Below are 22,815 nucleotides of genomic sequence, written 5' to 3' on the forward strand. Positions count from 1 at the left end.
GGCCGCTGCCGGCCCCCCCCCCGGCCGTGCCCGCGGCACTCAACCGCCCCCGCCTCGGCCCGGTCCGGGGGGTGCCGCGCCACGCCGTTATTCCCCCCCCCCCCGCCGTACCCGGCCCGACGTCGTTCAGGCGTCCTGCTCCTCCAGGTCGTCGTCCAACTCGTCGTCGAAGACCGCGCTGACGTCGAATCGGCAGACGATCCGCTCCGGATCGGCCTGCTCGAAGGGGGCGTTCAGCCACTCCCCCGGCTCCGGCAGCTCTTCCGCGGCCGAGACCCAGAGGGTGGAGTCGCCCTCCTCCAGGCCGAACTCCTTGTGCCGCGAGGCGATTTCGTCCGGTTCGTACTCCCCGAACAGCACTCCGAGCGCCGCGTGCGTGCTGACTCCGACGGCCGGAGTCCCGTCCGCGCCCTCCTCGTCACCCTCCAGATCGGTGATGCGCTGAGCCTGGGCGAGGAGCCGCTTGGGCTCCGCCACGGCGTAGTCGCGGCGGATCAGCACGCTGAGGGCGTGTGGCTCCTCCGGTCCTGCGTAGGGCGGCAGCGAGTCGTCGGCACCCGGGATCTCGAAGGGGGTGACCTCGTCGTACCGGTCGTAGAGCCGCTCGTCGTACGCCTCGGCCGCCGCGGCGAGGGCGTTGAAGGCTTCGTAGACGGCCGGGTCGTCGTCCCCCGAACGACGTTCGACCGCCTCCAGGTGACGGTCCAGTGCGGCTTTGACCGCCTCGGCGGCGGCACGTACCTCGGCAGCGGTGGGCTGCGCAGCATCAGACATGGGACGCACGCTATCCGTAGCGGGCCGGTGCCCGCACAATAGATGCGATGCCGGAATACGAATTTGTCGACGTGTACGTGCCGCGCGGCGTCTCCCGCAAGGAGGCCACGCGGCTCCTGACCGACCACGCGGAGTACGGGCACTGGGAGTTGGACCGTCTGACCCTGCACCGGGACGGCAGCCGCAGGGTGCGGCTGCGCCGGCGCATCATCCGTCAGGTCCGCGCCACCTGGTGACATGACATGGGGCCCCGCGATGCGGGGCCCCTGCGCGTTGCGCGACCGGTCCGGTCGCCCGCCGACGCTAGGCGGACCGGCGGTTGCGGCGGTAGAGCACCGCACCGGCGAGCAGCAGACCCGCGCCGGCCGGGACGATCGCCCCGAGCGGACCGGAACCGGTCTGCGCCAGCTCCTCGGTCTCGTCGGGCTGTGTGATCGTGTGCGTACCAGGCGTGTTCGGCCCGCCGGGCGTTCCGGGTCCGCCGGGCTCGCCGGAGTCTCCGGGGTTGCCCGGGGTCCCGGGCGTACCCGGGTTGCCGGGGTTGCCGGGGTTACCCGGGTTACCCGGGTTACCCGGGTTGCCGGGGTTCCCGGGGTTCCCAGGGTTCCCAGGGTTGCCGGGGTTTCCGGGGTTTCCGGGGTTGCCCGGGTTTCCGGGGTTACCAGGGTTACCGGGGTTACCGGGGTTACCGGGGTGCGTCGGCTCGACGCCGTTGCCGCACTCGTTCCCGAACGCCGGGTTGATCGCTCCGATGACCGAGATGCTGTTCCCGCAGGCGTTCACGGGGACGTGGACGGGCACCTGGACGTTGTTGCCGGACGCGACGCCCGGGGAGTTGCTGGTGCTGCCCTGGGCCGACGAGCCGCGGCGGTGCTTGCCCGGCTTGGAGACGTTGGCGCACTTGTTGCCGAACGTCGGATTGAGCAGCCCGACCACATTGACGGTGTTTCCGCAGACGTTCACCGGCGCGTGCACCGGAACCTGGACGGAATTGCCGGACGCGACGCCCGGGGAATTCGAGGCGGTGCCGTTCGCTCCCGCGTCGGCATTCGCGTAACCACCACCGAGGGCGAGTACCCCGCCCGCGGCCGCAACGGTGATCAGGCCCTTGCGCGTGACCTGTCGCATAGCTGTTCCCTGCCTTCTCGGCTTCTGCCTTCTGGCTTCAGAAGAGGGGCCACCGGGCACCACGCCCGGGGCGGAAATGGCCACCGGCCCCGGAGTGCATGGCACGCACTCCGGGGCCGGACTGGCTCAGACCCTCACGGGTCGAGGCACAACGTCAGGCGTTGATGCAGGTGTTGCCGAAGGCGGGGTTCAGCAGCCCGATCACGGAGACCGTGTTGCCGCACACGTTCACCGGGACGTGAACCGGCACCTGGACGACGTTGCCCGAGAGCACGCCGGGGGAACCGATGGCGGCACCCTGGGCACCCGAGTCGGCAACGGCCATGCCCGCACCCGCGAGAACGAGACCGCCCGTGGCAGCCGCAGCAGCGACGACCTTCTTGATCATTATTCCTCCTTGTTGGCAATGCGATCCCAGCCGCGGACCGCACCACCTGTAACGAGGGGAAAGTAATGGGGCTACGAGCGTATGAGTGCATTCACTCGTTCCGGGCACATGCGCACGTGCGCCCGAATATCGGCCGGGGCTCTCAGGAGGCGTCGATGAACCGGTCGAGGACGCGTGCGCCGAACTTCAGGCCGTCGACCGGAACCCGCTCGTCCACGCCGTGGAACATCCCGGCGAAGTCCAGCTCCGGGGGCAGCTTGAGCGGCGCGAAACCGAAGCAGCGGATGCCGAGGTCGTCGAAGGACTTGGCGTCGGTGCCGCCGGAGAGCATGTACGGGACGGCACGGGCGATCGGGTCCTCGGCACGCAGGGCGAGCTGCATGGCGTCGACGAGGGCTCCGTCGAAGCTGGTCTCCAGGGCCTTGTCCCCGTGCACGTCCTCGCGCTTGACCCGTGGGCCGAGGATCCGGTCGAGGTCGGCCAGGAACTCCTCCTCGTAACCCGGCAGGAAGCGCCCGTCGACGTGCGCCGTGGCCTGCCCGGGGATGACGTTGACCTTGTACCCGGCGCCGAGCATGGTCGGGGCGGCGGAGTTGCGCAGGGTCGCGCCGACCATCTTGGCGATGCCGCCCAGCTTGGCGAGCGTCGCCTCCATGTCCTCGGGGTCGAGCGGGGTGCCCAGGGCGTCCGAGAGCTCGTCCAGGAAGGACCGTACGGTCTTGGTGACCCTCACCGGCCACTGGTGGCGCCCGAGGCGCCCGACCGCCTCGCAGAGCTCGGTGATGGCGTTGTCGTTGTTGGTCATCGACCCGTGCCCCGCCGTGCCCTCGACGGTGAGCCGCATCCAGTGCATGCCCTTCTGGGCCGTCTCGACCAGATAGAGCCGCAGGTTCTCGTTGACGGTGAAGGAGAAGCCGCCGACCTCGCCGATCGCCTCGGTCACCCCGTCGAAGAGGTCGCGGTGGTGGTCGACGAGGTGCCGGGCGCCGTACGTGCCGCCCGCCTCCTCGTCGGCGAGGAACGCCAGGACGATGTCGCGCGGGGGCTTGCGGCCGCTGCGCATCCGGTCCCGTACGACCGCGAGGGTCATCGCGTCCATGTCCTTCATGTCGACCGCGCCCCGGCCCCAGACACAGCCGTCGGCGACCTCGCCGGAGAAGGGGTGGTGGGTCCAGTCCTCGGCGTTGGCCGGAACGACGTCGGTGTGGCCGTGGATCAGGAGGGCCGGCCGGGAGGGGTCCTCGCCCTCGATGCGGGCGACGGTGGAGGCCCGCCCCTTGTGCGACTCGATGATCTTCGGCTCGAGACCGACCTCGGCGAGCTTCTCGGCGACGTACTCCGCCGCCGCCCGCTCGCCCGGGCCGGAGTGGTCGCCGTAGTTGCTGGTGTCGATGCGGATGAGGTCACGACAGAGGTCGACGACCTCGTTCTCGGCGGTCTCGCCGCTGTCCCTCCGGGCCGTGTTCGACTCGCTCACGCTGCTTCCTCCCACTACGTGCCCCACGTGCTTGCTGGTGGTCGCCCCCATCCTCGCGCGCCCGGCTCCGGGACCCAAGGGCGCCCGTCGGCCGACACACGTCTGTCACACGGTTCCGCCCGGACCAGGGGTGGTGATCGACCACCCCCAATGTTTGCTATGGTTTTCCACGTCGGAACGGCAGAGCGGCCGGAAAGACAGACACCTTGTCCGGGTGGCGGAATGGCAGACGCGCTAGCTTGAGGTGCTAGTGCCCTTTATCGGGCGTGGGGGTTCAAGTCCCCCCTCGGACACCAGCGAAGGACCCCACGTCATGTGGGGTCCTTCTTGCTTTCGGACGACGGCTTTCGGACGACGGCTTGTGGACGACGGCTTGTGGGCGACGGCTTGTGGGGCGACGGCGCGAAGGGCGCGGTGCGGGACGGAACGACGGAGGGCGAGGCCGGTGAGACGGAGAACGAGGACGCCTGCCGCGCCGCTTCCGCAGCGGGACGGGATCGATCCGGTGCGGGTGCGGCTGCCCGAGGAGCCTGATGCCGACTGGGCGACCGTCGGGGACTACCTGCGGGCGCGGTACGGGGGAGCCATCGGGGACGCGCGGGTCGCGGAGATGCTGCGCGACGGGCGGTTCGTCGGGCTGGACGGGGCGGTCGCCGGGGACGAGCCGTACGTCGCCGGGCTGCGGCTCTGGTTCCACCGGGACTTCCCCACGGAGGAGCGGGTCCCCTTCGAGCTGGGGATCGTGCACCGCGACGAGCGGATCGTCGTCGTCGACAAGCCGCACTTCCTGGCGACGATGCCGCGCGGGCGCCATGTGACCGAGACGGCGCTCGCCCGGCTCCGGCGGGAGCTGGGGATGCCGGAACTCCAGCCCGCGCACCGCCTCGACCGGCTGACGGCCGGCCTGGTGCTCTTCGTCGTGCGGCCCGGCGACCGGGGCGCGTACCAGACGCTGTTCCGGGACCGACTGGTCGGCAAGGAGTACGAGGCGGTGGCGGCGTACGAGCCCGGGATCGCGCTGCCGGTGACCGTGCGGAGCCGGATCGAGAAGGAGCGCGGTGTGATCGCCGCCCGCGAGGTGCCGGGCGAGCCGAACAGCGAGAGCCGGATCGAGCTGGTGGAGCGGCGCGGCGGGCTCGGGCGGTACCGGCTGCTGCCTGCGACCGGGCGGACCCATCAGCTGCGGGTGCACATGAACAGCCTGGGACTGCCGATCCTGCACGATCCGGTCTATCCCGTGGTCCGCGAGGACGGGCCCGAGGACCATGCGCGTCCGCTCCAGCTGCTCGCACGGACGCTGGAGTTCACAGACCCGCTCACCGGCGTCCCGATGCGGTTCGAGAGCGGGCTGCGGCTCCATGGGCTCGACGGGCTCGCCTGAGGCGGTTCCGACAGCCGCCCCAGCTGAGGGCCGCGCCCCGGCTCACCGCCGGGCGGCGGCTGCGGCTGACGGCCGTCGCGGCACTGGTGTCGGCACAGCACGGACCCCCGCAGGCGGTCGCCTGCGGGGGTCTCGGCACCCCGTGGGGGGTCGGTCAGTCCTGGGCCACCGACGCGGTCGCGCGGACGCGCTTGCGGACCAGGAACCAGCCGCCGACGAGCGCGAGCGCGATCAGCGGGAGGCAGTTCACGGTGGTGCGGCTGATGCCGCCGTCCATCCACATCAGGACGAGGACGGAGCCGAGGAAGACCAGCGTGACGATCTGGGTGTACGGGGCCCAGGGCAGCCGGTAGCCGGGGCGGGTGACCCGGCCTTCCTTGGAGCGGTTCACGAACAGCAGCGAGCAGACCATGATCATGGCCCAGGTGCCGATGATGCCGATGGAGGCGAAGTTCAGCACGAGCTCGAAGGCCTCGCCCGGCATGAGGTAGTTCAGGCCGACGCCGAGGACACCGAAGGCGGCGGTGAGCAGGATGCCGCCGTAGGGCACGCCGCCCTTGTTCATGACGCCGGTGAACTTGGGCGCGGAGCCGGCGAGCGACATGGAGCGCAGGATCCGGCCGGTCGAGTAGAGACCCGAGTTGAGGCTGGAGAGCGCGGCGGTGAGGACGACCAGGTTCATCACGCCGGCGGCGCCGGGGATGCCCAGCTTGTCGAAGACGGTGACGAACGGGCTCTGGTCACCGGAGTACGCGGTGTACGGCAGGAGCAGGGCGAGGAGGATCACGGAGCCGACGTAGAAGAGGCCCACGCGCCACATGATCGAGTTGATCGCCCGCGGCATGATCTTCTCGGGGTTCTCGGTCTCGCCGGCGGCGACGCCGCACAGCTCGACGGAGGCGTACGCGAAGACGACACCCTGGATCAGGAGCAGCATCGGCATGACACCGGTCGGGAAGATGCCGCCGTTGTCCGTGATGGTGGACAGGCCCGGCGTGTGGCCGCCGACGTCGTGCGAGGTCACGATCAGGAAGATGCCGATGAGCATGAAGGCGACGAGCGCGCCGACCTTGATGATCGCGAACCAGAACTCCATCTCGCCGAAGTACTTCACGGAGATGAGGTTGGCGGCGAGGACGACCGCGAGGGCGATCAGCGCGAGGATCCACTGCGGGACGTCGCTGAACATGGCCCAGAAGTGGGCGTAGGTCGCGGCGGCGGTGATGTCCGCGATGGCGGTGGTCGACCAGTTGAGGAAGTAGAGCCAGCCGGCCGTGTAGGCGCCCTTCTCGCCCATGAACTCACGCGCGTAGGAGACGAACGCACCGGAGGAGGGGCGGTAGAGGACCAGCTCACCGAGAGCCCGCACCACGAAGAAGGCGAAGACGCCGCAGACCGCGTACGCGATGAAGAGGGACGGGCCGGCGTTGGCCATGCGGCCACCGGCGCCGAGGAAGAGGCCGGTGCCGATCGCGCCGCCGATGGCGATCATGTTGATGTGGCGGGACTTGAGGTCCTTGCGGTACCCGGCGTCGCCGGCGTCTACGTGGGGGGACGCCCCGGATGCCGTCGCCGGTGGCGTGGCGGACAGCGTGTCGGCCGCAGGGAGGGTGCGGTCACTCATGGAGTTGTTCGCCTTCGTGAGGGGAGGGTCTGTGCGGTACCCGGCCGCGCGCGTGGAGGTCGTCCACGGCTCTCACGGCCAGCGCACATCGTCACGGCACGGCGGGAATTCAGCAGTGGCCAATGTCACTGATCGCCCATATTTGAGCTACTTCTGAGGTTCCTACGAGGCGTATGCCTGGGATCGAAAGGTTTTACGGCGCGAGAACGTCCAGTTCCTTGAGCGCGCCGACCGCGATCTGGCGGGTGAGCTCCTCGGCGCGTACCGCGTCACGCTCCCGTACCGCCTCGGCGACCTGGACGTGGAGGGTCACGGCGGCCGGGTCGGGGTCCTCGAACATCACCTGGTGGTGGGTGCGGCCGGTGAGCACCTCGGCGACCACGTCGCCGAGCCGGGCGAACATCTCGTTGCCGGAGGCGTTCAGGACGACCCGGTGGAAGGCGATGTCGTGGACGAGGTACGCCTCCAGCTGCCGGCCGCGCGAGGTGGCGACCATGCCGAGCGCCTGCTCGGTCAGCTCGCGGCACTGCTCGGGGGTGGCGTGCACGGCGGCGAGTCCGGCGGCGACGGGTTCGACGGCGGAGCGGAGCACGGTGAGGGAGCGCAGCTGGCGGGGCCGGTCGGCGCCGGCCAGGCGCCAGCGGATGACCTGGGGGTCGTACACGTTCCACTGCGCGGTCGGCAGGACGATCACGCCCACGCGGCGGCGGGACTCGACCAGGTGCATGGACTCCAGCACGCGGACGACCTCACGGACGACGGTGCGGGAGACATCGAAGCGCTGGGCGAGTTCGTCGGTGCGCAGGACGCTGCCGGGCGGGTACTCCCCCGCGGTGATCGCGAGACCCAGGGTGGCGAGGACGTGCGGATGGAGCCCCTGGGCCGGTGTCGTCATGGGGCTCAGCCTACGCGTGGACCAAGATCGCCCATTAAAAGTATGACTTTAAAGTCACAGTCTCTTGAATACGTCGTACCCAATGGGTTTCATGAGCGCGACGGAATCGATGTCGAAGAAGACAGCGAGGCACCACCCATGAGCTCCCCCTCCCCGACGGCCTCCCCGGTCGTCGTCGTGATGGGCGTCGCCGGCACCGGCAAGACGACCATCGGTCCGCTGGTCGCGGACGCGCTCGGAGTCCCCTATGCCGAGGGTGACGATTTCCATCCTGCGGCGAATGTCGCGAAGATGTCGGCCGGCACCCCGCTGGACGACGCGGACCGCGGCCCCTGGCTCGACGCGATCGGGCGGTGGGCGCTCGGCCGTGAAGGGATCGGCGGGGTGGTGAGCAGCTCCGCGCTGAAGCGGATCTACCGGGACCGGCTGCGGGCGGCCGCCCCGGGCGTGGTCTTCCTCCATCTGACCGGCGACCGCGAGCTGATCGAGCGGCGGATGAGGGAGCGCAAGGGGCATTTCATGCCGACGGCGCTGCTCGATTCGCAGTTCGCCACGCTGCAGCCGCTCGGCGACGACGAGGCCGGTGTGGCCGTCGACGTCTCCGGTTCGCCCGAGGAGATCGCCGCACGGGCGGTGGCCGCGCTGCGCGAGCTCGTCGGCTGATCTCCGCCCCGCGGCAGATCCGCCGTAGCCCCGCGGCAGGCCGCCGTGGCTCTGCGGCAGCCCTGCCCCGCGCCAGAACTCCTGGCGTACCCCAGCGGCACGCGGTACCCGTCGTCCGTCGCCCGTTCCGGGTGTCGGACGGTCCCCCTTCCAGCCCCCACCCGCCCCTAAGGAACCACCGTGACCAGTCTCAGCGTCGAGGTGCTGGCAGCGGACGCCGTCGAGCCGATCACCTCGGCGGGCAACGCCCAGCTCGGCATAGCCGTGCTCGCGGGCATAGCCGTCATCGTCCTGCTCATCACCAAGTTCAAGCTGCACGCCTTCCTCGCCCTGACCATCGGGTCGCTGGCCCTCGGCGCCTTCGCCGGGGCGCCGCTCGCGGCGACCATCGACTCCTTCACCGCCGGTCTGGGCAAGACCGTCGCGGGTGTGGGTGTGCTGATCGCGCTCGGCGCGATCCTCGGCAAGCTGCTCGCCGACTCCGGCGGCGCGGACCAGATCGTCGACACGATCCTCGCCAGGGCGAGCGGCCGGTCGATGCCCTGGGCGATGGTGCTGATCGCCTCCGTCATCGGTCTGCCGCTCTTCTTCGAGGTCGGCATCGTCCTGCTGATCCCGGTGGTCCTGCTCGTCGCCAAGCGCGGCAACTATTCGCTGATGCGGATCGGCGTGCCGGCCCTCGCCGGCCTGTCGGTCATGCACGGTCTGATCCCGCCGCACCCCGGCCCGCTGGTCGCCATCGACGCGCTCGGCGCCAACCTCGGCGTCACGCTCGCCCTCGGTGTGCTGGTCGCCATCCCGACCGTGATCATCGCCGGCCCCCTCTTCTCCCGGTACGCGGCCCGCTGGGTCGACATCCCGGCCCCTGAGAACATGATCCCCGCGCGTCCGTCGGAGGACCTGGAGAAGCGCCCCGGCTTCGCCGCCACCGTCGCGACCGTCCTGCTGCCCGTCGTCCTGATGCTGGTCAAGGCGCTGGTCGACATCGTCGTCGACAACCCCGACAACGCCGTGCAGAAGGTCACCGACGTCATCGGCTCGCCGCTGATCGCTCTGCTCGCGGCCGTGATCGTGGGCCTCTTCACGCTGGGCCGCGCGGCCGGCTTCACCAAGGAGCGGCTCTCCTCGACCGTCGAGAAGTCCCTCGCCCCGATCGCGGGCGTCCTGATGATCGTCGGCGCGGGCGGCGGCTTCAAGCAGACGCTGATCGACGTCGGCGTGGGCCAGATGATCCTGGACTTCTCCGAGAACTGGTCGATCCCGGCGCTGCTCCTGGCCTGGCTGATCGCGGTGGCCATCCGGCTCGCGACCGGTTCGGCGACGGTGGCGACGATCTCCGCGGCTGGGCTCGTGGCCCCGCTCGCCGAGGGCATGGGCACGAGCGAGACGGCACTGCTCGTCCTCGCGATCGGTGCCGGTTCGCTCTTCTTCAGCCATGTGAACGACGCGGGCTTCTGGCTCGTCAAGGAGTACTTCGGGATGAACGTCGGCCAGACGATCAAGACCTGGTCGGTGATGGAGACGATCATCTCGGTCGTCGGCATCGTCTTCGTCCTGCTGCTGTCGCTCGTGTTGTAGCCGCCGACGCACTCCTGCTGCTCGCACACGGACCGGGTCCGAGCGCCTCCTGGCGCTCGGACCCGGTTCCGTTCGTGCCGACCCCGCGGCCTGCGGTCCGCCGCCCGTACGGCCTTCTACCCCACCGCCTGCGCGGCCGCCCGGCCCGCCGCCCGGCCCGAGAAGACGCAGCCGCCGAGGAAGGTGCCCTCGAGGGAGCGGTAACCGTGGACGCCTCCGCCGCCGAACCCGGCCGCCTCGCCCGCCGCGTAGACCCCTTCCAGTGCCTCGCCGCTCTCGGTGAGCACCCTCGACGAGAGGTCGGTCTCCAGACCGCCGAGCGACTTGCGGGTCAGGATGTTCAGGCGTACGGCGATCAGCGGACCGGCCTTGGGGTCCAGGATCCGGTGCGGGGGTGCCGTACGGATCAGCTTGTCGCCGAGGTATCTGCGGGCCCCCCGGATCGCCGTGACCTGGAGGTCCTTGGTGAAGGGGTTGGCGATCTCGCGGTCCCGCGCCGTGATCTCCCGGCGCAGCTCCGCCTCGTCGATCAGCGGCTCGTCCGTGAGGGCGTTCATCCCCCGGACCAGCGCGGACAGGTCGTTCTCGACGACGAAGTCGACGCCGTTGTCCATGAACGCCTTCACCGGGCCCGGCACGTCCGCGCGGGCCCGGCCGATGACGTCGCGGACCGACTTGCCGGTGAGGTCGGGGTTCTGCTCGGAGCCGGAGAGGGCGAACTCCTTGCCGATGATGCGCTGGTCGAGGACGAACCAGGTGTGGTCGTGCCCGGTCCGCATGATGTGTTCGAGCGTGCCGAGGGTGTCGAAGCCCGGGAAGAGCGGAACGGGCAGCCGGCGGCCGGTCGCGTCGAGCCAGAGCGAGGACGGGCCGGGCAGGATGCGGATGCCGTGCCTGGCCCAGATCGGGTTCCAGTTCTCGATGCCCTCGGTGTAGTGCCACATCCGGTCGCGGTTGATGTGGTGGGCGCCCGCCTCCTCGGTGATGCCGAGCATCAGCCCGTCGACATGGGCGGGGACGCCGGAGAGCAGCTTCGCGGGCGGGGTGCCGAGCCGGTCGGGCCACTGCTTGCGTACGAGGTCGTGGTTGCCGCCGATGCCGCCCGAGGTGACGATCACCGCCTGCGCTCGGAGTTCGAAGGTGCCGGTGACCTCCCGGCTGCTCGCGGTGCCGCGCTCGGCGGTGGAGGGCCGGAGGATCTCGCCGCTGACGGTGTCCACGGCTCCGGCGGTACGGCCGAGGCCGGTCACCCGGTGGCGGAAGCGGAGCTGGACCCGGCCGGAGGCGACGCCCTCGCGGACCCGGCGCTCGAAGGGGGCGACGAGGCCGGGGCCGGTGCCCCAGGTGATGTGGAAGCGGGGCACCGAATTGCCGTGCCCGTTCGCGTCGTAGCCGCCGCGCTCGGCCCAGCCGACCACCGGGAAGAAGCGCACGCCGCGCGCGTGCAGCCAGGAGCGCTTCTCGCCCGCCGCGAAGTCGACGTACGCCTCCGCCCACTTCCGCGGCCAGTGGTCCTCGGCGCGGTCGAATCCCGCCGTGCCGAGCCAGTCCTGGAGGGCGAGGTCGCGGCTGTCCTTGATCCGCATCCGGCGCTGCTCGGGCGAGTCGACGAGGAACAGCCCGCCGAAGGACCAGTGGGCCTGTCCGCCCATGGACTGTTCGGGCTCCTGGTCGAGCAGGATCACGCTCCGCCCGGCGTCCACGAGTTCGGCGGTGGCCACCAGGCCGGCGAGGCCGGCTCCGATCACGATCACATCAGCGTCGTACGACATGGACCGAATCTTGGATACACCGATGTATCCAGTCAACAGCCCGGACCCTTTCCCGCCCTCCCACTTTCTAATGTCGAGCATTAACATGGGCGCCATGGCGAGGACATCGGGACCCGAGACCCGGGAGAAGCTGATCCGCGCGGCGGAGGAGGTCTTCGCGGCTCAGGGGGTCGACGGCGCCCAGCTGCGCGACATCGTGGCCCTTGCGGGCCAGAGCAACCCCTCGGCCGTCCAGTACCACTTCGGCACGCGCGCCGGACTCCTCGACGCGGTGATGGCGGGCCGCCAGAGACGTACGGAGCAGGTCCTGGAACCGCTCCTCGCCGAGGCCGCCGACGAGCCGCACGCGCTGGTCCGGGCCCTGGTCACGGCCGAGGCGAGCGAGCTGGGCACCGAGCGCGGCCGCCGCTGTCTGCGGATCTCCGCCCAGCTCAGTCATGAGAGCGGGGTGCGCACCCGCACCCCCCATCCCACGCTCGAGGGCACCGTGTACTGGCGGCTGATCGAGCGCGTCGAGGCCTGCCTGACCGGTCTGCCCGAGCCGCTGGGGCTGGAGCGGCTCGATCTGGCCCTCACGGTCGTCGGCGCGGCCATGGCCGACCGGGCCCGGCAGTACCTCGACGGCACCGAGCCGCTCACCGGGCAGCCGCTCTTCCTCGCCGACCTCGTCCAGACCACGACGGCCCTGCTGCAGGCTCCGCCGCCCACGATCGAAAAGGACCTCTCATGACCGAGAACACCCGCCTCCACGACCTCACCGGCCGCACTGTCCTCATCACCGGGGGCGCCCGCGGCCTGGGCGCCGAGGCCGCACGGCAGGCCGTGGCCGCCGGTGCGAACGTCGTGATCACGGACGTGCTCGACGAGGTCGGCGAGGCGACCGCGGCCGGACTGGGCGGCCGGGCGCGCTTCCTCCACCACGACGTCACGTCCGAGGAGGCGTGGGCCTCGGCCGTCGCGTACGCGGTCGCCGAGTTCGGCGGGCTGCACGGTCTGGTGAACAACGCCGGGATCTCCAGCGGCGCGTTCCTGGAGTCGGAGTCCGTCGAGAACTTCCGCAAGGTGCTCGACATCAACCTGACCGGTACCTTCATCGGCATGAAGGCCGCGATACCGGCGATGAAGGAGGCGGGCGGCGGCTCGATCGTCAACATCTCCTCGGCCGCGGGGCTGATGGGCCTGGCGCTGACCGCCGGCTACGGCGCCTCGAAGTGGGGCGTGCGGGGGCTGACGAAGATCGGCGCGGTGGAGCTGGGCACGGCGGGGATCCGCGTCAACTCGGTCCACCCGGGCATGACGTACACGCCGATGACGGCGGTCGTCGGCATCGAGCGCGGCGAGGGAAGGTACCCCAACACCCCGATGGGGCGGGTCGGCGAGGCGCCCGAGATCGCGGGCGCGGTGGTGTTCCTGCTCTCGGACGCGGCCTCGTACGTGACGGGTGCGGAGCTGGCCGTGGACGGCGGCTGGACGACCGGTCCGACGGTGAAGTACGTGATGGGGCAGTGACGTCGTGACGCGAGGACCCCGTGGGCGATGGCCTCCAGACGTCGGGCCCGGTGATTTCATGGCGGGATGACGAACCCCGCCGAAGAGATCCTGGACGTCGTCGACGAGAACGACGAGGTGGTCGGCCGGGCCCCGCGCGCCGAGGTGTACGCGCGGGGTCTCATCCATCGCTGTACCTTCGTCCTGGTCCGGGACGCCGAGGACCGGATCTTCGTGCACCGGCGCACGCCGGTGAAACTGGTCTACCCGTCGATGTACGACATGTTCGTCGGCGGTGTCGTCGGCGCGGGCGAGTCGTACGACGACGCGGCGCTGCGCGAGGCGGAGGAGGAGCTGGGCGTCTCCGGGCTGCCGCGCCCCGAGCCGCTGTTCCGGTTCCTGCACGACTCCGGGGGCGTCGCCGGGAAGTGGTGGTCCGCGGTCTACCAGGTGCGGTGCGAGCTGCCGGTGAACCCTCAGGTGGAGGAGGTCGCCTGGCACGCGTTCCTTCCGGAGCCGGAGGTCGTCGCGCGGCTCGGCGAGTGGCAGTGGGTCCCGGACGGGCTGGCGGCCTACGAACGCCTGCGTGCGCGCCGCGGTTAAGGTGCCCAGGTGAGTGACTTCGTACAGAGTCTGCGGCTGTGGTTCGCGCCGCAGCGGATCCGTGACGAGGGCGAGACCCCGGACTACCGGTTCTCGCTCGCCAACGAGCGCACCTTCCTCGCCTGGATCCGGACCGCGCTCGCGCTCGTCGGCGGCGGTTTCGCCGTCGACCAGTTCCTGCCGGACCTGCGGTGGGGCGTACGGGTCGGGCTCTCGCTCGCCCTGCTCGCCGCGGGCGTGCTGTGCGCGCTGCGGGCGGTGAACCACTGGGTGCGGTGCGAGCGGGCGATGCGGCGGGGGGACGACCTGCCGGTGTCGCGCTTCCCGACGGTACTGAGCCTCGCGGTGGCCGTGGTCGCGCTGGCGATGGTGGTGGTCATCCTCTTCGGCTGGGCCGGGCGGTGACCGAGGCGGCCAAGCCCGTCCGGGATCCGGGGCTGCAGCCGGAGCGGACCCGGCTCGCCTGGCGGCGTACGACGCTGACCTGCACCGTCGTGGCGGTGCTCGCGACGAAGTCGGCGATCAGTGACGCGATCACGCCGGCTTCGGTGGCGGGGGCCGCGCTCACCGCGCTGGTCTGGATCGGCTTCCTGGCCGTCGCCCACCGCCGGATCCGCGCCCTGGACGCGGCGCGCCCGGGGCCGCTCTCCCCTCGGGGCGCGCTGCTCGCGACGGCGTGCACGGTCGCGCTGGCGGCGTTCGCGGTGGCCGTGGTGCTCTGAGCCGCTCCCGGAGCCGTTCCCGTCCGCTGCTCGCCGTCAGTCTTGCCACTCCACGGTGACCACGACCTTGCCGTGCAGGCCGCCCTCCTGGTTGGCGCGCTGGGCGTCAGCGGCCTGTTCCAGCGGGAAGGACCGGGCCACCCGTACGGACAGGGCTCCCTCGTCGGCAAGCGCGGCCAGCGCGGCGAGGTCCCGGGCGTCGGGCCGCACCCAGAAGTAGCGGCCGCCCAGGCCGATCACCTCGCCGTCCGCGATGGAGGCGAGGCGGCCCTCGGGGGCGAGGACCCTCGGCGTGAGCTTGAGGAACGGTCCGCCGATCGTGTCGAAGGCCGCGTCCACCCCGTCCGGCGCCAGCGCGCGGACCTGCTCGACGAAAGTTGCCTCGTCGTGGACCACCGGTTCGGCGCCCAGCTCCCTGATCCGCTCCTGGCCGGCCTCGCGGGCGGCACCGATGACCCGGCAGCCGAGGTGGAGGGCGATCTGGACGGCCATGGAGCCGACCCCGCCTGCCGCCGCGTGCACCAGGACCGTCTCGCCGGAACGGACGGTGAGCGCCTGGTGGAGCACCTGGTAGGCCGTGAGTCCGACCAGCGGAAGCGCGGCGGACTCCTCGAAGCCGAGGGTGCGCGGCTTGCGGGCGAGGGTGCGGACCGGGGCGGCGACGTACTCCGCGAAGGTGCCGCGGCAGAGGAAGTCCTCGCGGACGTAGCCCATGACCTCGTCGCCGACGCTGAACTCGGTGACGGATACGCCGGGCTGGACGACCACCCCCGAGACGTCCCAGCCGGGTACGACCGGGAAGACGGCGTCGATCATCCCGTCGAGGTAGCCCGCCTGGGCCTTCCAGTCGACCGGGTTCACAGCCGCTGCGCGCACCTTCACGAGGACGTCGTCGGGGCCGACCTTGGGGTCGGGCCGCTCCCCGTACTCGAGCACCTCGGGTCCGCCGTACCGGCTGTAACTGATCGCCTTCATACCCCGAACGATCACGGCGGCCACGAGGCGCCGCAAGCCGGATACCCCCGGCGGAGTGCGGGGGTGCGGCGACCCGCACACGGGGCCCAGGCCGATACAGGGACGAACGCGGCATTTCGGACTAGCCTGAGGCCATGACCCTTCTCCACCACGAGCACCCCACCCACGCGCACACGCACGGGCCCTCGTGCGGGCACACCGCCGTGACCCACCACGACCACGTGGACTACGCCCACGACGGGCATCTGCACCGTGAGCACTCCGGGCACTGGGACGAGTGCGAGCCCTCCTCCCACGTCCCGCACACCCACCCCGACCACACGCATGGGCCGGACTGCGGGCACACGGCCGTCGAACACGGGGACCACGTCGACTACGTGCACGACGGGCACCGGCACGCGGCGCACGGCAACCACTGGGACGACCACTGAGCCTTCTGCGGAACGGGCCCGACTGACAGGCTCCCCCGAGGGGAAGTACTCGCCGGTCGGGCCGTTCTTCACGTCCAGGGGGATTCCTTGTCCGTCACCGATCCGTACGTCACCGATCCGTACGTCGTCGCACTCGCACCGCGCGTGCACGCGTTCGTCCAGCCCGACGGCGGCTGGTGCCTGAACAACGCCGGGTTCGTCGGGGATCGCGGCGAGACGCTGCTCGTGGACACCGCCGCGACCGAGCGCCGGGCGCGGCTGCTCCGCGAGGCGGTCCTGGCCGAGGGACTGCCGCTCCCCCGCACGATCGTCTCCACGCACCACCACGGCGACCACACCTACGGCAACGGGGTGTTCCTGCCGGAGGCCCGGATCGTCGGGCACGAGTCCTGCCGGGCCGAGCAGCTCGCGGCCGGGCGCCAGCTCCATCTGCTCTGGCCGCAGACCGACTTCGGCGAGATCGAGGTGGCGCCGCCCTCACTCACGTACAGCGAGCGGCTGACGCTGTACGTGGGCGAGCTGGAGGTGCGCGTGCTGCACCCCGGTCCCGCGCACACGACCGGCGACTCGATCGTCCATCTCCCGGAAGAAGGGGTGGTGTTCACGGGGGACCTGGTCTTCCACGGCGGGACGCCGTTCCTTCCGATGGGGTCGCTCGCGGGTTCGCTGCGCGCGCTCGAACTGCTGCGCTCGCTGGACGCCCCGACCGTGGTGCCGGGGCACGGGCGGGTGACGGACCCGTCGGCGTACGACGCGACGGAGCGGTACCTGCGCTGGGTGGCGGAACTGGCCCGCGAGGGGCACGCCAAGGGGGCGACCCCGCTGGAGACGGCGCGGTCGGCGGACCTCGGAGAGTTCGCCGAGTGGCGGGAGAGCGAGCGCCTGGTGGCCAACCTGCACCGTGCGTACGCGGAGCTGAACGGGCTCCCCGAAGGCTCGCCGCTGGACCCGGTGACGGTCTTCGGCGACATGGCCGCGCTGAACGGCGGCGTTCCGGTGGCCTGCCACGCGTGAGCGGCACGCCCACGTGACGGCCGGGCGATCCTCGCGAGGGGGCGTTCGGGCCGAGACGCGGGGCCACGGGGGCCGGGAAGTCTGCCCTGCCGTACCTGGCGGGACGTCAGCCCGCCCGGCTATACCGGGAAGGCAGACGACCGGCGCCCGAAAGGACCTTCATGTACGACCGAGCGAGCAGCCGGGCAGCGAAGAAGCGTGACGCCTCGGCGGACCGCACCTCCTCGCCCCGGGCGGTGGCGCCCGCCGAGTCACTGCTCGATCTCCAGCGCTCGGCCGGGAACGCCGCCGTCGTCCAGATGCTGCGCCGGGCCGGTGCCGCGCAGGACGAGCACCGGCACGGCGCGGGGTGCGGGCACGAGGAGGAGCCGGGGCCGTCGGTGCAGCGCTCCTCCGTCCACAGCGTCCTGCGCGGTGGCGGCCGGCCGCTCGACGCCGAGAGCCGGTCCGACATGGAGGCGCGGTTCGGCGCCGACTTCTCCGACGTCCGCGTCCACACGGACTCCGCCGCCCAGGCGTCCGCGACCGAGCTCGGCGCCTCCGCCTACACCTCCGGCAGCCACATCGTCGCCGGGCCCGGCGGTATGGACCGGCACACCCTGGCGCACGAGCTGACCCATGTCCTCCAGCAGCGCAAGGGGCCGGTGGCCGGTACCGACCGGGGGGACGGGCTGCGTGTCAGCGATCCGTCGGACCGGTTCGAGCGTGAGGCCGAGGCGACGGCCCACCGGGTGCTGCGCTCGTCGGCGACCGAGGCCGCCGGGGAGACGGCGGCCGACGCCGCGCCGGTCGCCGGGGGAACCGGCGATGTCCAGCGCATGCACCACCCGGGCAAGATCGACGACGAGGTGCGCAGGCTGCTGGACCAGGCGGACGAGAGCATCAACGACTACGTCGCCGAGTACGACACCTGGGCCGCGAACCGTGCCAAGCCGAAATGGGTCATGAGCAACCCGGAGCTCAACGACAACGTCGAGTACGTCCACGGCCTGGTGGGTCCGCTCCAGGGGCGCGGCAAGGCCGAGGTGGTGGCCGCCGTGGAGGCGAGCCTGCGGGCCGACCTGACCACCACCTCGTCGGAGACGATGGCGAGTTCCCAGGCGGCGGCGCTCAACGCCAAGCGCAAGCTCGTCCTCGGCCGGACGGGCGACACCGGGTCGTGGGCCCAGTACCAGCAGGGGAAGCCCCAGGTCGGGGACCGGCTGCCGGAGGACGCCCGGATGGGCCGGCGGCTCAACACCACCAAGTGGTCCGTCCCGGTCAACTACGCCTTCATGGACGGCGGCATCGCCGAGCGCGCCGTGTTCAAGATCCTCACCGACCTCGGTGCCCCGATCGAAGGCAAGCTGATCGCCGGGCAGTTGCACGCGGGCAACTTCTGGAACGAGGTCGAGGCCCTGGGCGACGGCGCGCTCTGGGACAGCAACAAGGCGGCCGACGAGGGTGGCCCCCAGGCCATGCTGGGCCACGAGATCCTGCAGCTCCTGGAGTCCGGCTACCAGTTCTTCGGCCGGGAGAGCACGTACGCGCAGGGCGCCCGGCTGGTGGCGATCCACCCCGACCGGCCGGCGCCCGCGCCCGGCGACAAGACCCGGCCGATCACACTCCCCTGAGTCCGTCCGCGAGTACGCCGTCCAGCCCCTTCTCACCGGCGGCGCGCAGCCTTCGCAGGGCCGCCGCGTCGTCGCGGTCGCGGTGGGTGCCGTCGTCCTCCAGCCAGCGGCGGTGCAGGGCGGCGAGGGCCTCCCGGTCCAGTTCGACGCCGAGGCCGGGGGCGTCGGAGACGGCGAGGCGCCCGTCCCGGAACTCGGGACGGGTGGTGACGACGTCCTCGGTCTGCCAGGGATGGTGGGTGTCGCAGGCGTGGTCCAGGTCGGGCAGGGTGGCGGCGACCTGGGTCATGGCCGCGAGGCTGATCCCGAGGTGGGTGTTGGAGTGCATGGAGAGCCCGACTCCGTACGTGCGGCAGAGCGCGGCCAGTTCGCGCGTCCGGTGCAGGCCGCCCCAGTAGTGGTGGTCGCAGAGCACGATCCGTACCGCGTCCCGGGCGAAGGCCTCGGGGATCTCCTCGAAGGTCGTCACGCACATGTTGGTCGCGAGCGGTACGTCCGTACGGGACGCGACCTCGGCCATCGTGTCCGTGCCGGTCGTCGGGTCCTCCAGGTACTCCAGGACACCTTTCAGTTCGCGCGCCACCTCCAGCGCGGTCTCCACGGACCACGCGCCGTTCGGGTCGAGGCGGAGCGGCCGGCCGGGGAACTCCTCGGCCAGGGCCCGGATCGCGGCGATCTCCTGCTCGGGCGGGAAGACACCGCCCTTGAGCTTGAAGGAACGGAAGCCGTACGTCCGATCGAAGCGGCGGGCCTGTTCGACGATGCCCGCCGGGTCGAGTGCCGGGCCCCACTCGTCGGTCCCGGCGGTCTTGTAGAAGAGGTACGCGCTGTACTCGACGGAGTCGCGGACCTTGCCGCCGAGGAGGGCGTGGACGGGGAGGCCGAGGCTCTTGCCGAGCGCGTCGAGGTACGCGACCTCGAAGGCCGAGACGACGGAGAGCCGGAGCTTGGCGGCGGTCTGGACCCCGCGCAGCCCACCCGCGTCGACGCGCTCGTCGACAGCCCGTGAGTCGCCGCACACCCGCGCGGCCAGCGCGAACAGGCCGTTCACGTCCGTGACCGCATGGCCGGGCAGCGCCTCGGCCAGCGGCCGTGCGAGATCCAGATACCTCCCGTCGCCGTACGTCTCCCCCAGGCCGGTGACCCCGCCCCGCGTGACGACCTCCACCACCAGGCGCGGGGTGAGGGGCTGGTGGACGCCCTGCGTGTTGAGCAGGGGCGGGTCGGCGATCAGGATCGGGGTCAGCCGGACTTCCTCGACGAGCAGGTCTGGATTCATATGTGAACCCTATTCATGGTTCCGATTCATCACCAGACCGCCCGCGGCACTTTCCGGACCGAACCCTGGACGACATACCGACTGGTCGGTCATCATGAACGCCGACCCGCCCCCCGTCCCCGGAGGTACGCACGATGAGCTCAGCCCCGCCGCCAGGTCTCGATCCCGAGCGGTTGCGCGGATTCCTCGACCGGGAACGGCCGGGACTCGTGCGCGGCCCCCTCGACGCCCGGCTGATCGAGGGCGGCCGGTCCAACCTCACGTATGTGGTCACCGACGGCACCGGCCGATGGGTGGTGCGTCGGCCTCCGCTCGGCCATGTCCTCGCCACCGCGCACGACATGAAGCGCGAGCACCGGGTGATCAGCGCCCTGCACGCGACGGCCGTGCCCGTCCCCGAGACCGTCCTCCTCTGCGAGGACGACAGCGTCCTCGGAGCGCCGTTCTACGTCATGGAGTTCGTCGCGGGCACTCCGTACCGCTCGGCGGAGCAGCTCGCCCCGCTCGGCCCCGAGCGCACCCGCGCGGCCGTCCTCGGCCTGGTCGACACGCTCGTCGACCTGCACGCCGTGGACCCCGCCGCGGTGGGTCTCGGCGACTTCGGGCGCCCCGAGGGCTTCCTCGACCGGCAGCTGCGACGCTGGGGCAAGCAGCTCGACGCCTCACGCAACCGCGAGCTCGCGGGCATCGACGAGCTGCACGCCGCACTCGGCCGCACCCTCCCGGCCTCCCCCGCCCCGGCCGTCGTCCACGGCGACTACCGCCTGGACAACGTCCTGATCGGCGAGGACGACCGGATCAAGGCGGTCCTCGACTGGGAGATGTCCACGCTCGGCGACCCGCTGACCGACCTCGGTCTGCTCGCCATGTACAGCGCGCCGCTCGACGTCCCGCACTCCCCCGTCAGCACGACCGCCACCGCCGCCGGGCACCCCACGCCCGCCGAGCTGATCGAGCGGTACGCCGCCCGCTCGGGCCGCGACACCTCCGCCATCTCCTGGTACACGGCCTTCGCCTGGTTCAAGCTCGCCGTGATCCTGGAGGGCATCCACTACCGCTACACCCTCGGCCAGACCGTCGGCGCAGGCTTCGACCGCATCGGCGAGCTCGTCCCCGTCTTCATCGAGCACGGCCTCACCACCCTCCAGGAAGGCTGATCCGCCATGGACTTCGCATTCGACGCGCGCACCGAGGAGCTGCGGGCGAAGCTGCTCGCCTTCATGGACGAGCACGTCTACCCCGCCGAGCCTGTCGCCGAGGAGCAGCGCGCACAGCTCGCCTCGCCGTGGGACACCCCGCAGGTGGTGGAGGACCTCAAGGCCGAGGCCCGCCGCCAGGGTCTGTGGAACCTCTTCCTGCCCGACGCCGAGCACGGGGCGGGGCTGACCAACCTCCAGTACGCGCCGCTCGCCGAGATCACCGGCCGGAGCCCGCACCTGGCCCCCACCGCCCTCAACTGCGCGGCGCCGGACACCGGGAACATGGAGGTGCTCGCCCACTTCGGCGACGAGGCGCAGAAGAAGCAGTGGCTGCAGCCGCTGCTCGCCGGGGAGATCCGCTCGGCCTTCGCGATGACGGAGCCGGAGGTCGCCTCATCGGACGCCACGAACATCGAGACGCGGATCATCCGTGACGGCGACGACTACGTGATCAACGGCCGCAAGTGGTACATCTCCGGGGCGATGAACCCCGACTGCGCGGTCTTCATCGTGATGGGCAAGACCGACCCCGAGGGCGCGGACATCCGCCGTCAGCAGTCGATGATCCTCGTGCCCCGCGACACCCCGGGCCTGGAGGTGCGCCGGGCGATGCGGGTGTACGGCTACGAGGACCACTCCCACGGCGGTCACGCCGAGGTCGTCTTCCACGACGTCCGCGTCCCGGCCTCGAACCTCGTCGGCGAGGAGGGCGGCGGCTTCGCCATCGCCCAGGCCCGGCTCGGCCCCGGCCGGATCCACCACTGCATGCGGCTGATCGGCATGGCCGAGCGGGCCATCGAGCTGATGTGCCGGCGTGCCGTCTCCCGTACCGCCTTCGGCAAGCCGATCGCCCAGCAGGGCGTGGTCCAGAACTGGATCGCGGACGCCCGGGTGACGGTCGAGCAGCTGCGGCTGCTCGTCCTGAAGACGGCCTGGCTGATGGACACCGTCGGCAACCGGGGCGCCCACACGGAGATCCAGGCCATCAAGATCGCGACTCCGCGCGCGGTGGTCGACATCCTCGACAAAGCCGTCCAGGTGCACGGCGCGGGCGGGGTCTCGCAGGACTTCCCGCTGGCGGAACTCTGGGCGGCCGCGCGGACGCTGAAGCTGGCGGACGGCCCGGACGAGGTGCACCAGCGGTCGCTGGCACGGCGGGAGCTGAAGAAGTACCTGTAAGAACCTGAAAGACCTGTGCGCAGCCGCTCTCAGGGGCGGAGCGCGCGCAGCAGCAGGTCGGCGAGTTGGTCGGCGACCTGCTGCGGCGTCAGCGGACCGTCGGGGCGGTACCAGGTGGACAGGTGGTGGACGGAGCCGAAGTGGTAGTCCACCACCAGGTCCGCCGGGGTGGCGGACGAGAAGACCCCGGCCTGCTGGCCCTCCTCGATCAGTGCGCGGAACCGCTCGTGGTAGCGCCGCCGCTCGGCCCGTACCTGCTTGTTCTTCTCCGGGCTGAGGTGGTGCATCGAGCGGAAGAAGATCGAGGCGTCGTCGAGGTTGTCGATCGTGGTCACGACGACGTCGGCTGCGGCGTCGCGCAGGCGCTGCTCGACCGGGGCGTCGGCGTCCGCGAAGGCGTCGAGCCGCTCCTGCTGGAGGCGCAGGACCCGGGAGTAGACCTCCTGGAGGAGGTCCTCCTTGGAGCCGAAGTAGTGGTAGAGCGCGCCCTTGGTGACGCCCGCCGCCTCCACGATCTCCTGGACGGAGGTGCGGTCGTAGCCCTGCTCCGCGAAGAGCCGGGTGGCGGCGGCCAGCAGCCTCTGGGGGACGGGGGTACCGCTTCCGTCCGTCGTCCTGGCCATGCGCCGCCG

At 71.3% G+C, this 22,815-nt stretch carries 24 protein-coding genes and 1 tRNA gene; 15 read left to right on the forward strand and 10 right to left on the reverse strand.

The window, feature by feature from the left end; translation table 11 throughout:
• Window positions 1-126 precede the first annotated feature (126 nt).
• Window positions 127-774 carry a hypothetical protein gene (locus ACZ3IJ_RS31640; protein ID WP_467473798.1) on the reverse strand — a complete coding sequence of 216 codons (648 nt, stop codon included), beginning with the start codon at window positions 772-774 and terminating at the stop codon, window positions 127-129.
• A gap of 47 nt (window positions 775-821) precedes the next feature.
• Here ACZ3IJ_RS31640 and ACZ3IJ_RS31645 point away from each other — a divergent pair, with 47 nt between their 5' ends.
• Window positions 822-1,010, forward strand: coding sequence for a DUF5703 family protein (locus ACZ3IJ_RS31645; protein ID WP_100106356.1), 189 nt, complete (start codon window positions 822-824; stop codon window positions 1,008-1,010).
• Between the two features lie 67 nt (window positions 1,011-1,077).
• Here the strand turns inward: ACZ3IJ_RS31645 and ACZ3IJ_RS31650 are convergent, their stop codons facing one another.
• The 3 genes from ACZ3IJ_RS31650 to ACZ3IJ_RS31660 form a co-directional block, all read right to left on the reverse strand.
• On the reverse strand, window positions 1,078-1,902 hold the full coding sequence (locus ACZ3IJ_RS31650; RefSeq protein ID WP_467473800.1) for a chaplin: 825 nt from the start codon (window positions 1,900-1,902) through the stop codon (window positions 1,078-1,080).
• A 154-nt stretch (window positions 1,903-2,056) separates the two neighbouring features.
• Entirely contained in the window at window positions 2,057-2,290 is a 234-nt protein-coding gene (gene chpH, locus ACZ3IJ_RS31655) for a chaplin ChpH (RefSeq protein WP_260230231.1), read from the reverse strand.
• 142 nt (window positions 2,291-2,432) lie between these two features.
• The gene (locus ACZ3IJ_RS31660) at window positions 2,433-3,767 is read right to left on the reverse strand and encodes a M20/M25/M40 family metallo-hydrolase (protein WP_467473802.1); all 1,335 of its coding nucleotides are present in this window, start codon (window positions 3,765-3,767) and stop codon (window positions 2,433-2,435) included.
• A gap of 208 nt (window positions 3,768-3,975) precedes the next feature.
• On the opposite strand from ACZ3IJ_RS31660, the gene ACZ3IJ_RS31665 reads away from it, so the two are divergent.
• Both ACZ3IJ_RS31665 and ACZ3IJ_RS31670 read left to right on the forward strand, forming a co-directional pair.
• Window positions 3,976-4,063: transfer RNA gene (locus ACZ3IJ_RS31665), tRNA-Leu, on the forward strand.
• Window positions 4,064-4,212: 149 nt separating this feature from the next.
• Window positions 4,213-5,148: an RluA family pseudouridine synthase gene (locus ACZ3IJ_RS31670; RefSeq protein WP_467473804.1), complete on the forward strand. Its 936-nt coding sequence runs from the start codon at window positions 4,213-4,215 to the stop codon at window positions 5,146-5,148.
• Window positions 5,149-5,302: 154 nt separating this feature from the next.
• On the opposite strand, the gene ACZ3IJ_RS31675 is transcribed toward ACZ3IJ_RS31670, so the two are convergent.
• Window positions 5,303-6,772, reverse strand: coding sequence for an amino acid permease (locus ACZ3IJ_RS31675; RefSeq protein ID WP_467473806.1), 1,470 nt, complete (start codon window positions 6,770-6,772; stop codon window positions 5,303-5,305).
• Window positions 6,773-6,965: 193 nt separating this feature from the next.
• Window positions 6,966-7,667 carry a FadR/GntR family transcriptional regulator gene (locus ACZ3IJ_RS31680; protein ID WP_383294770.1) on the reverse strand — a complete coding sequence of 234 codons (702 nt, stop codon included), beginning with the start codon at window positions 7,665-7,667 and terminating at the stop codon, window positions 6,966-6,968.
• A gap of 138 nt (window positions 7,668-7,805) precedes the next feature.
• Between ACZ3IJ_RS31680 and ACZ3IJ_RS31685 the strand changes: the two genes are divergently transcribed.
• Window positions 7,806-8,330 carry a gluconokinase gene (locus ACZ3IJ_RS31685; protein WP_467473809.1) on the forward strand — a complete coding sequence of 175 codons (525 nt, stop codon included), beginning with the start codon at window positions 7,806-7,808 and terminating at the stop codon, window positions 8,328-8,330.
• 180 nt (window positions 8,331-8,510) lie between these two features.
• Complete coding sequence (locus tag ACZ3IJ_RS31690) at window positions 8,511-9,908, forward strand: GntP family permease (RefSeq protein ID WP_467473811.1); 1,398 nt, start codon at window positions 8,511-8,513, stop codon at window positions 9,906-9,908.
• A 116-nt stretch (window positions 9,909-10,024) separates the two neighbouring features.
• Here ACZ3IJ_RS31690 and ACZ3IJ_RS31695 read toward each other — a convergent pair whose 3' ends face one another.
• Window positions 10,025-11,680, reverse strand: a complete 1,656-nt coding sequence (locus ACZ3IJ_RS31695) for an FAD-binding dehydrogenase (protein WP_467473814.1) — start codon at window positions 11,678-11,680, stop codon at window positions 10,025-10,027.
• A gap of 94 nt (window positions 11,681-11,774) precedes the next feature.
• On the opposite strand from ACZ3IJ_RS31695, the gene ACZ3IJ_RS31700 reads away from it, so the two are divergent.
• The 5 genes from ACZ3IJ_RS31700 to ACZ3IJ_RS31720 all read left to right on the forward strand — a co-directional run bounded on the left by ACZ3IJ_RS31700 (window position 11,775) and on the right by ACZ3IJ_RS31720 (window position 14,493).
• Window positions 11,775-12,410 (forward strand): TetR/AcrR family transcriptional regulator, encoded by a 636-nt coding sequence (locus tag ACZ3IJ_RS31700; RefSeq protein WP_467473817.1) that lies wholly within the window; start codon window positions 11,775-11,777, stop codon window positions 12,408-12,410.
• A complete protein-coding gene (locus tag ACZ3IJ_RS31705; protein WP_467473818.1) occupies window positions 12,407-13,189 on the forward strand; it encodes a glucose 1-dehydrogenase in 783 nt (260 codons plus the stop codon). The genes ACZ3IJ_RS31700 and ACZ3IJ_RS31705 overlap by 4 nt, the downstream gene beginning before the upstream one ends.
• Window positions 13,190-13,255: 66 nt before the next feature.
• Window positions 13,256-13,771 carry an NUDIX hydrolase gene (locus ACZ3IJ_RS31710; RefSeq protein WP_467473822.1) on the forward strand — a complete coding sequence of 172 codons (516 nt, stop codon included), beginning with the start codon at window positions 13,256-13,258 and terminating at the stop codon, window positions 13,769-13,771.
• Between the two features lie 9 nt (window positions 13,772-13,780).
• Window positions 13,781-14,176: a YidH family protein gene (locus ACZ3IJ_RS31715; protein ID WP_467473823.1), complete on the forward strand. Its 396-nt coding sequence runs from the start codon at window positions 13,781-13,783 to the stop codon at window positions 14,174-14,176.
• Window positions 14,173-14,493 (forward strand): DUF202 domain-containing protein, encoded by a 321-nt coding sequence (locus ACZ3IJ_RS31720; RefSeq protein WP_391799584.1) that lies wholly within the window; start codon window positions 14,173-14,175, stop codon window positions 14,491-14,493. Before ACZ3IJ_RS31715 ends, ACZ3IJ_RS31720 begins: the two co-directional genes overlap by 4 nt.
• Window positions 14,494-14,529: 36 nt before the next feature.
• On the opposite strand, the gene ACZ3IJ_RS31725 is transcribed toward ACZ3IJ_RS31720, so the two are convergent.
• Window positions 14,530-15,468 carry an NADP-dependent oxidoreductase gene (locus tag ACZ3IJ_RS31725; protein WP_467473826.1) on the reverse strand — a complete coding sequence of 313 codons (939 nt, stop codon included), beginning with the start codon at window positions 15,466-15,468 and terminating at the stop codon, window positions 14,530-14,532.
• Window positions 15,469-15,602: 134 nt separating this feature from the next.
• On the opposite strand from ACZ3IJ_RS31725, the gene ACZ3IJ_RS31730 reads away from it, so the two are divergent.
• The 3 genes from ACZ3IJ_RS31730 (at window position 15,603) to ACZ3IJ_RS31740 (ending at window position 18,526) form a co-directional block, all read left to right on the forward strand.
• Window positions 15,603-15,899 carry a hypothetical protein gene (locus tag ACZ3IJ_RS31730; RefSeq protein ID WP_361439093.1) on the forward strand — a complete coding sequence of 99 codons (297 nt, stop codon included), beginning with the start codon at window positions 15,603-15,605 and terminating at the stop codon, window positions 15,897-15,899.
• An 87-nt stretch (window positions 15,900-15,986) separates the two neighbouring features.
• Complete coding sequence (locus ACZ3IJ_RS31735) at window positions 15,987-16,913, forward strand: MBL fold metallo-hydrolase (RefSeq protein WP_467473828.1); 927 nt, start codon at window positions 15,987-15,989, stop codon at window positions 16,911-16,913.
• A gap of 161 nt (window positions 16,914-17,074) precedes the next feature.
• Entirely contained in the window at window positions 17,075-18,526 is a 1,452-nt protein-coding gene (locus ACZ3IJ_RS31740) for an eCIS core domain-containing protein (protein WP_467473830.1), read from the forward strand.
• Here ACZ3IJ_RS31740 and ACZ3IJ_RS31745 read toward each other — a convergent pair.
• Window positions 18,513-19,805: a glucarate dehydratase family protein gene (locus ACZ3IJ_RS31745; RefSeq protein WP_467473832.1), complete on the reverse strand. Its 1,293-nt coding sequence runs from the start codon at window positions 19,803-19,805 to the stop codon at window positions 18,513-18,515. The two genes, ACZ3IJ_RS31740 and ACZ3IJ_RS31745, sit on opposite strands and share 14 nt — an antisense overlap.
• 134 nt (window positions 19,806-19,939) lie before the next feature.
• Here ACZ3IJ_RS31745 and ACZ3IJ_RS31750 point away from each other — a divergent pair, with 134 nt between their 5' ends.
• Window positions 19,940-20,962 carry a phosphotransferase family protein gene (locus tag ACZ3IJ_RS31750; RefSeq protein ID WP_467473834.1) on the forward strand — a complete coding sequence of 341 codons (1,023 nt, stop codon included), beginning with the start codon at window positions 19,940-19,942 and terminating at the stop codon, window positions 20,960-20,962.
• Between the two features lie 6 nt (window positions 20,963-20,968).
• Window positions 20,969-22,183 carry an acyl-CoA dehydrogenase family protein gene (locus tag ACZ3IJ_RS31755; protein ID WP_467473836.1) on the forward strand — a complete coding sequence of 405 codons (1,215 nt, stop codon included), beginning with the start codon at window positions 20,969-20,971 and terminating at the stop codon, window positions 22,181-22,183.
• A 29-nt stretch (window positions 22,184-22,212) separates the two neighbouring features.
• Here ACZ3IJ_RS31755 and ACZ3IJ_RS31760 read toward each other — a convergent pair whose 3' ends face one another.
• The gene (locus tag ACZ3IJ_RS31760) at window positions 22,213-22,806 is read right to left on the reverse strand and encodes a TetR/AcrR family transcriptional regulator (RefSeq protein WP_361601442.1); all 594 of its coding nucleotides are present in this window, start codon (window positions 22,804-22,806) and stop codon (window positions 22,213-22,215) included.
• Window positions 22,807-22,815: the final 9 nt, after the last annotated feature.

This window comes from Streptomyces sp. NPDC013317, assembly GCF_055563155.1.

Bases quoted from the DNA above. Each gene is read 5' to 3' on its own strand.
- ACZ3IJ_RS31640 (WP_467473798.1), bottom strand. From the start codon at position 774: ATGTCTGATGCTGCGCAGCCCACCGCTGCCGAGGTACGTGCCGCCGCC.
- ACZ3IJ_RS31645 (WP_100106356.1), top strand. From the start codon at position 822: ATGCCGGAATACGAATTTGTCGACGTGTACGTGCCGCGCGGCGTCTCC.
- ACZ3IJ_RS31650 (WP_467473800.1), bottom strand. From the start codon at position 1,902: ATGCGACAGGTCACGCGCAAGGGCCTGATCACCGTTGCGGCCGCGGGC.
- chpH (WP_260230231.1), bottom strand. From the start codon at position 2,290: ATGATCAAGAAGGTCGTCGCTGCTGCGGCTGCCACGGGCGGTCTCGTT.
- ACZ3IJ_RS31675 (WP_467473806.1), bottom strand. From the start codon at position 6,772: ATGAGTGACCGCACCCTCCCTGCGGCCGACACGCTGTCCGCCACGCCA.
- ACZ3IJ_RS31680 (WP_383294770.1), bottom strand. From the start codon at position 7,667: ATGACGACACCGGCCCAGGGGCTCCATCCGCACGTCCTCGCCACCCTG.
- ACZ3IJ_RS31685 (WP_467473809.1), top strand. From the start codon at position 7,806: ATGAGCTCCCCCTCCCCGACGGCCTCCCCGGTCGTCGTCGTGATGGGC.
- ACZ3IJ_RS31695 (WP_467473814.1), bottom strand. From the start codon at position 11,680: ATGTCGTACGACGCTGATGTGATCGTGATCGGAGCCGGCCTCGCCGGC.
- ACZ3IJ_RS31700 (WP_467473817.1), top strand. From the start codon at position 11,775: ATGGCGAGGACATCGGGACCCGAGACCCGGGAGAAGCTGATCCGCGCG.
- ACZ3IJ_RS31705 (WP_467473818.1), top strand. From the start codon at position 12,407: ATGACCGAGAACACCCGCCTCCACGACCTCACCGGCCGCACTGTCCTC.
- ACZ3IJ_RS31710 (WP_467473822.1), top strand. From the start codon at position 13,256: ATGACGAACCCCGCCGAAGAGATCCTGGACGTCGTCGACGAGAACGAC.
- ACZ3IJ_RS31725 (WP_467473826.1), bottom strand. From the start codon at position 15,468: ATGAAGGCGATCAGTTACAGCCGGTACGGCGGACCCGAGGTGCTCGAG.
- ACZ3IJ_RS31730 (WP_361439093.1), top strand. From the start codon at position 15,603: ATGACCCTTCTCCACCACGAGCACCCCACCCACGCGCACACGCACGGG.
- ACZ3IJ_RS31740 (WP_467473830.1), top strand. From the start codon at position 17,075: ATGTACGACCGAGCGAGCAGCCGGGCAGCGAAGAAGCGTGACGCCTCG.
- ACZ3IJ_RS31745 (WP_467473832.1), bottom strand. From the start codon at position 19,805: ATGAATCCAGACCTGCTCGTCGAGGAAGTCCGGCTGACCCCGATCCTG.
- ACZ3IJ_RS31750 (WP_467473834.1), top strand. From the start codon at position 19,940: ATGAGCTCAGCCCCGCCGCCAGGTCTCGATCCCGAGCGGTTGCGCGGA.
- ACZ3IJ_RS31755 (WP_467473836.1), top strand. From the start codon at position 20,969: ATGGACTTCGCATTCGACGCGCGCACCGAGGAGCTGCGGGCGAAGCTG.
- ACZ3IJ_RS31760 (WP_361601442.1), bottom strand. From the start codon at position 22,806: ATGGCCAGGACGACGGACGGAAGCGGTACCCCCGTCCCCCAGAGGCTG.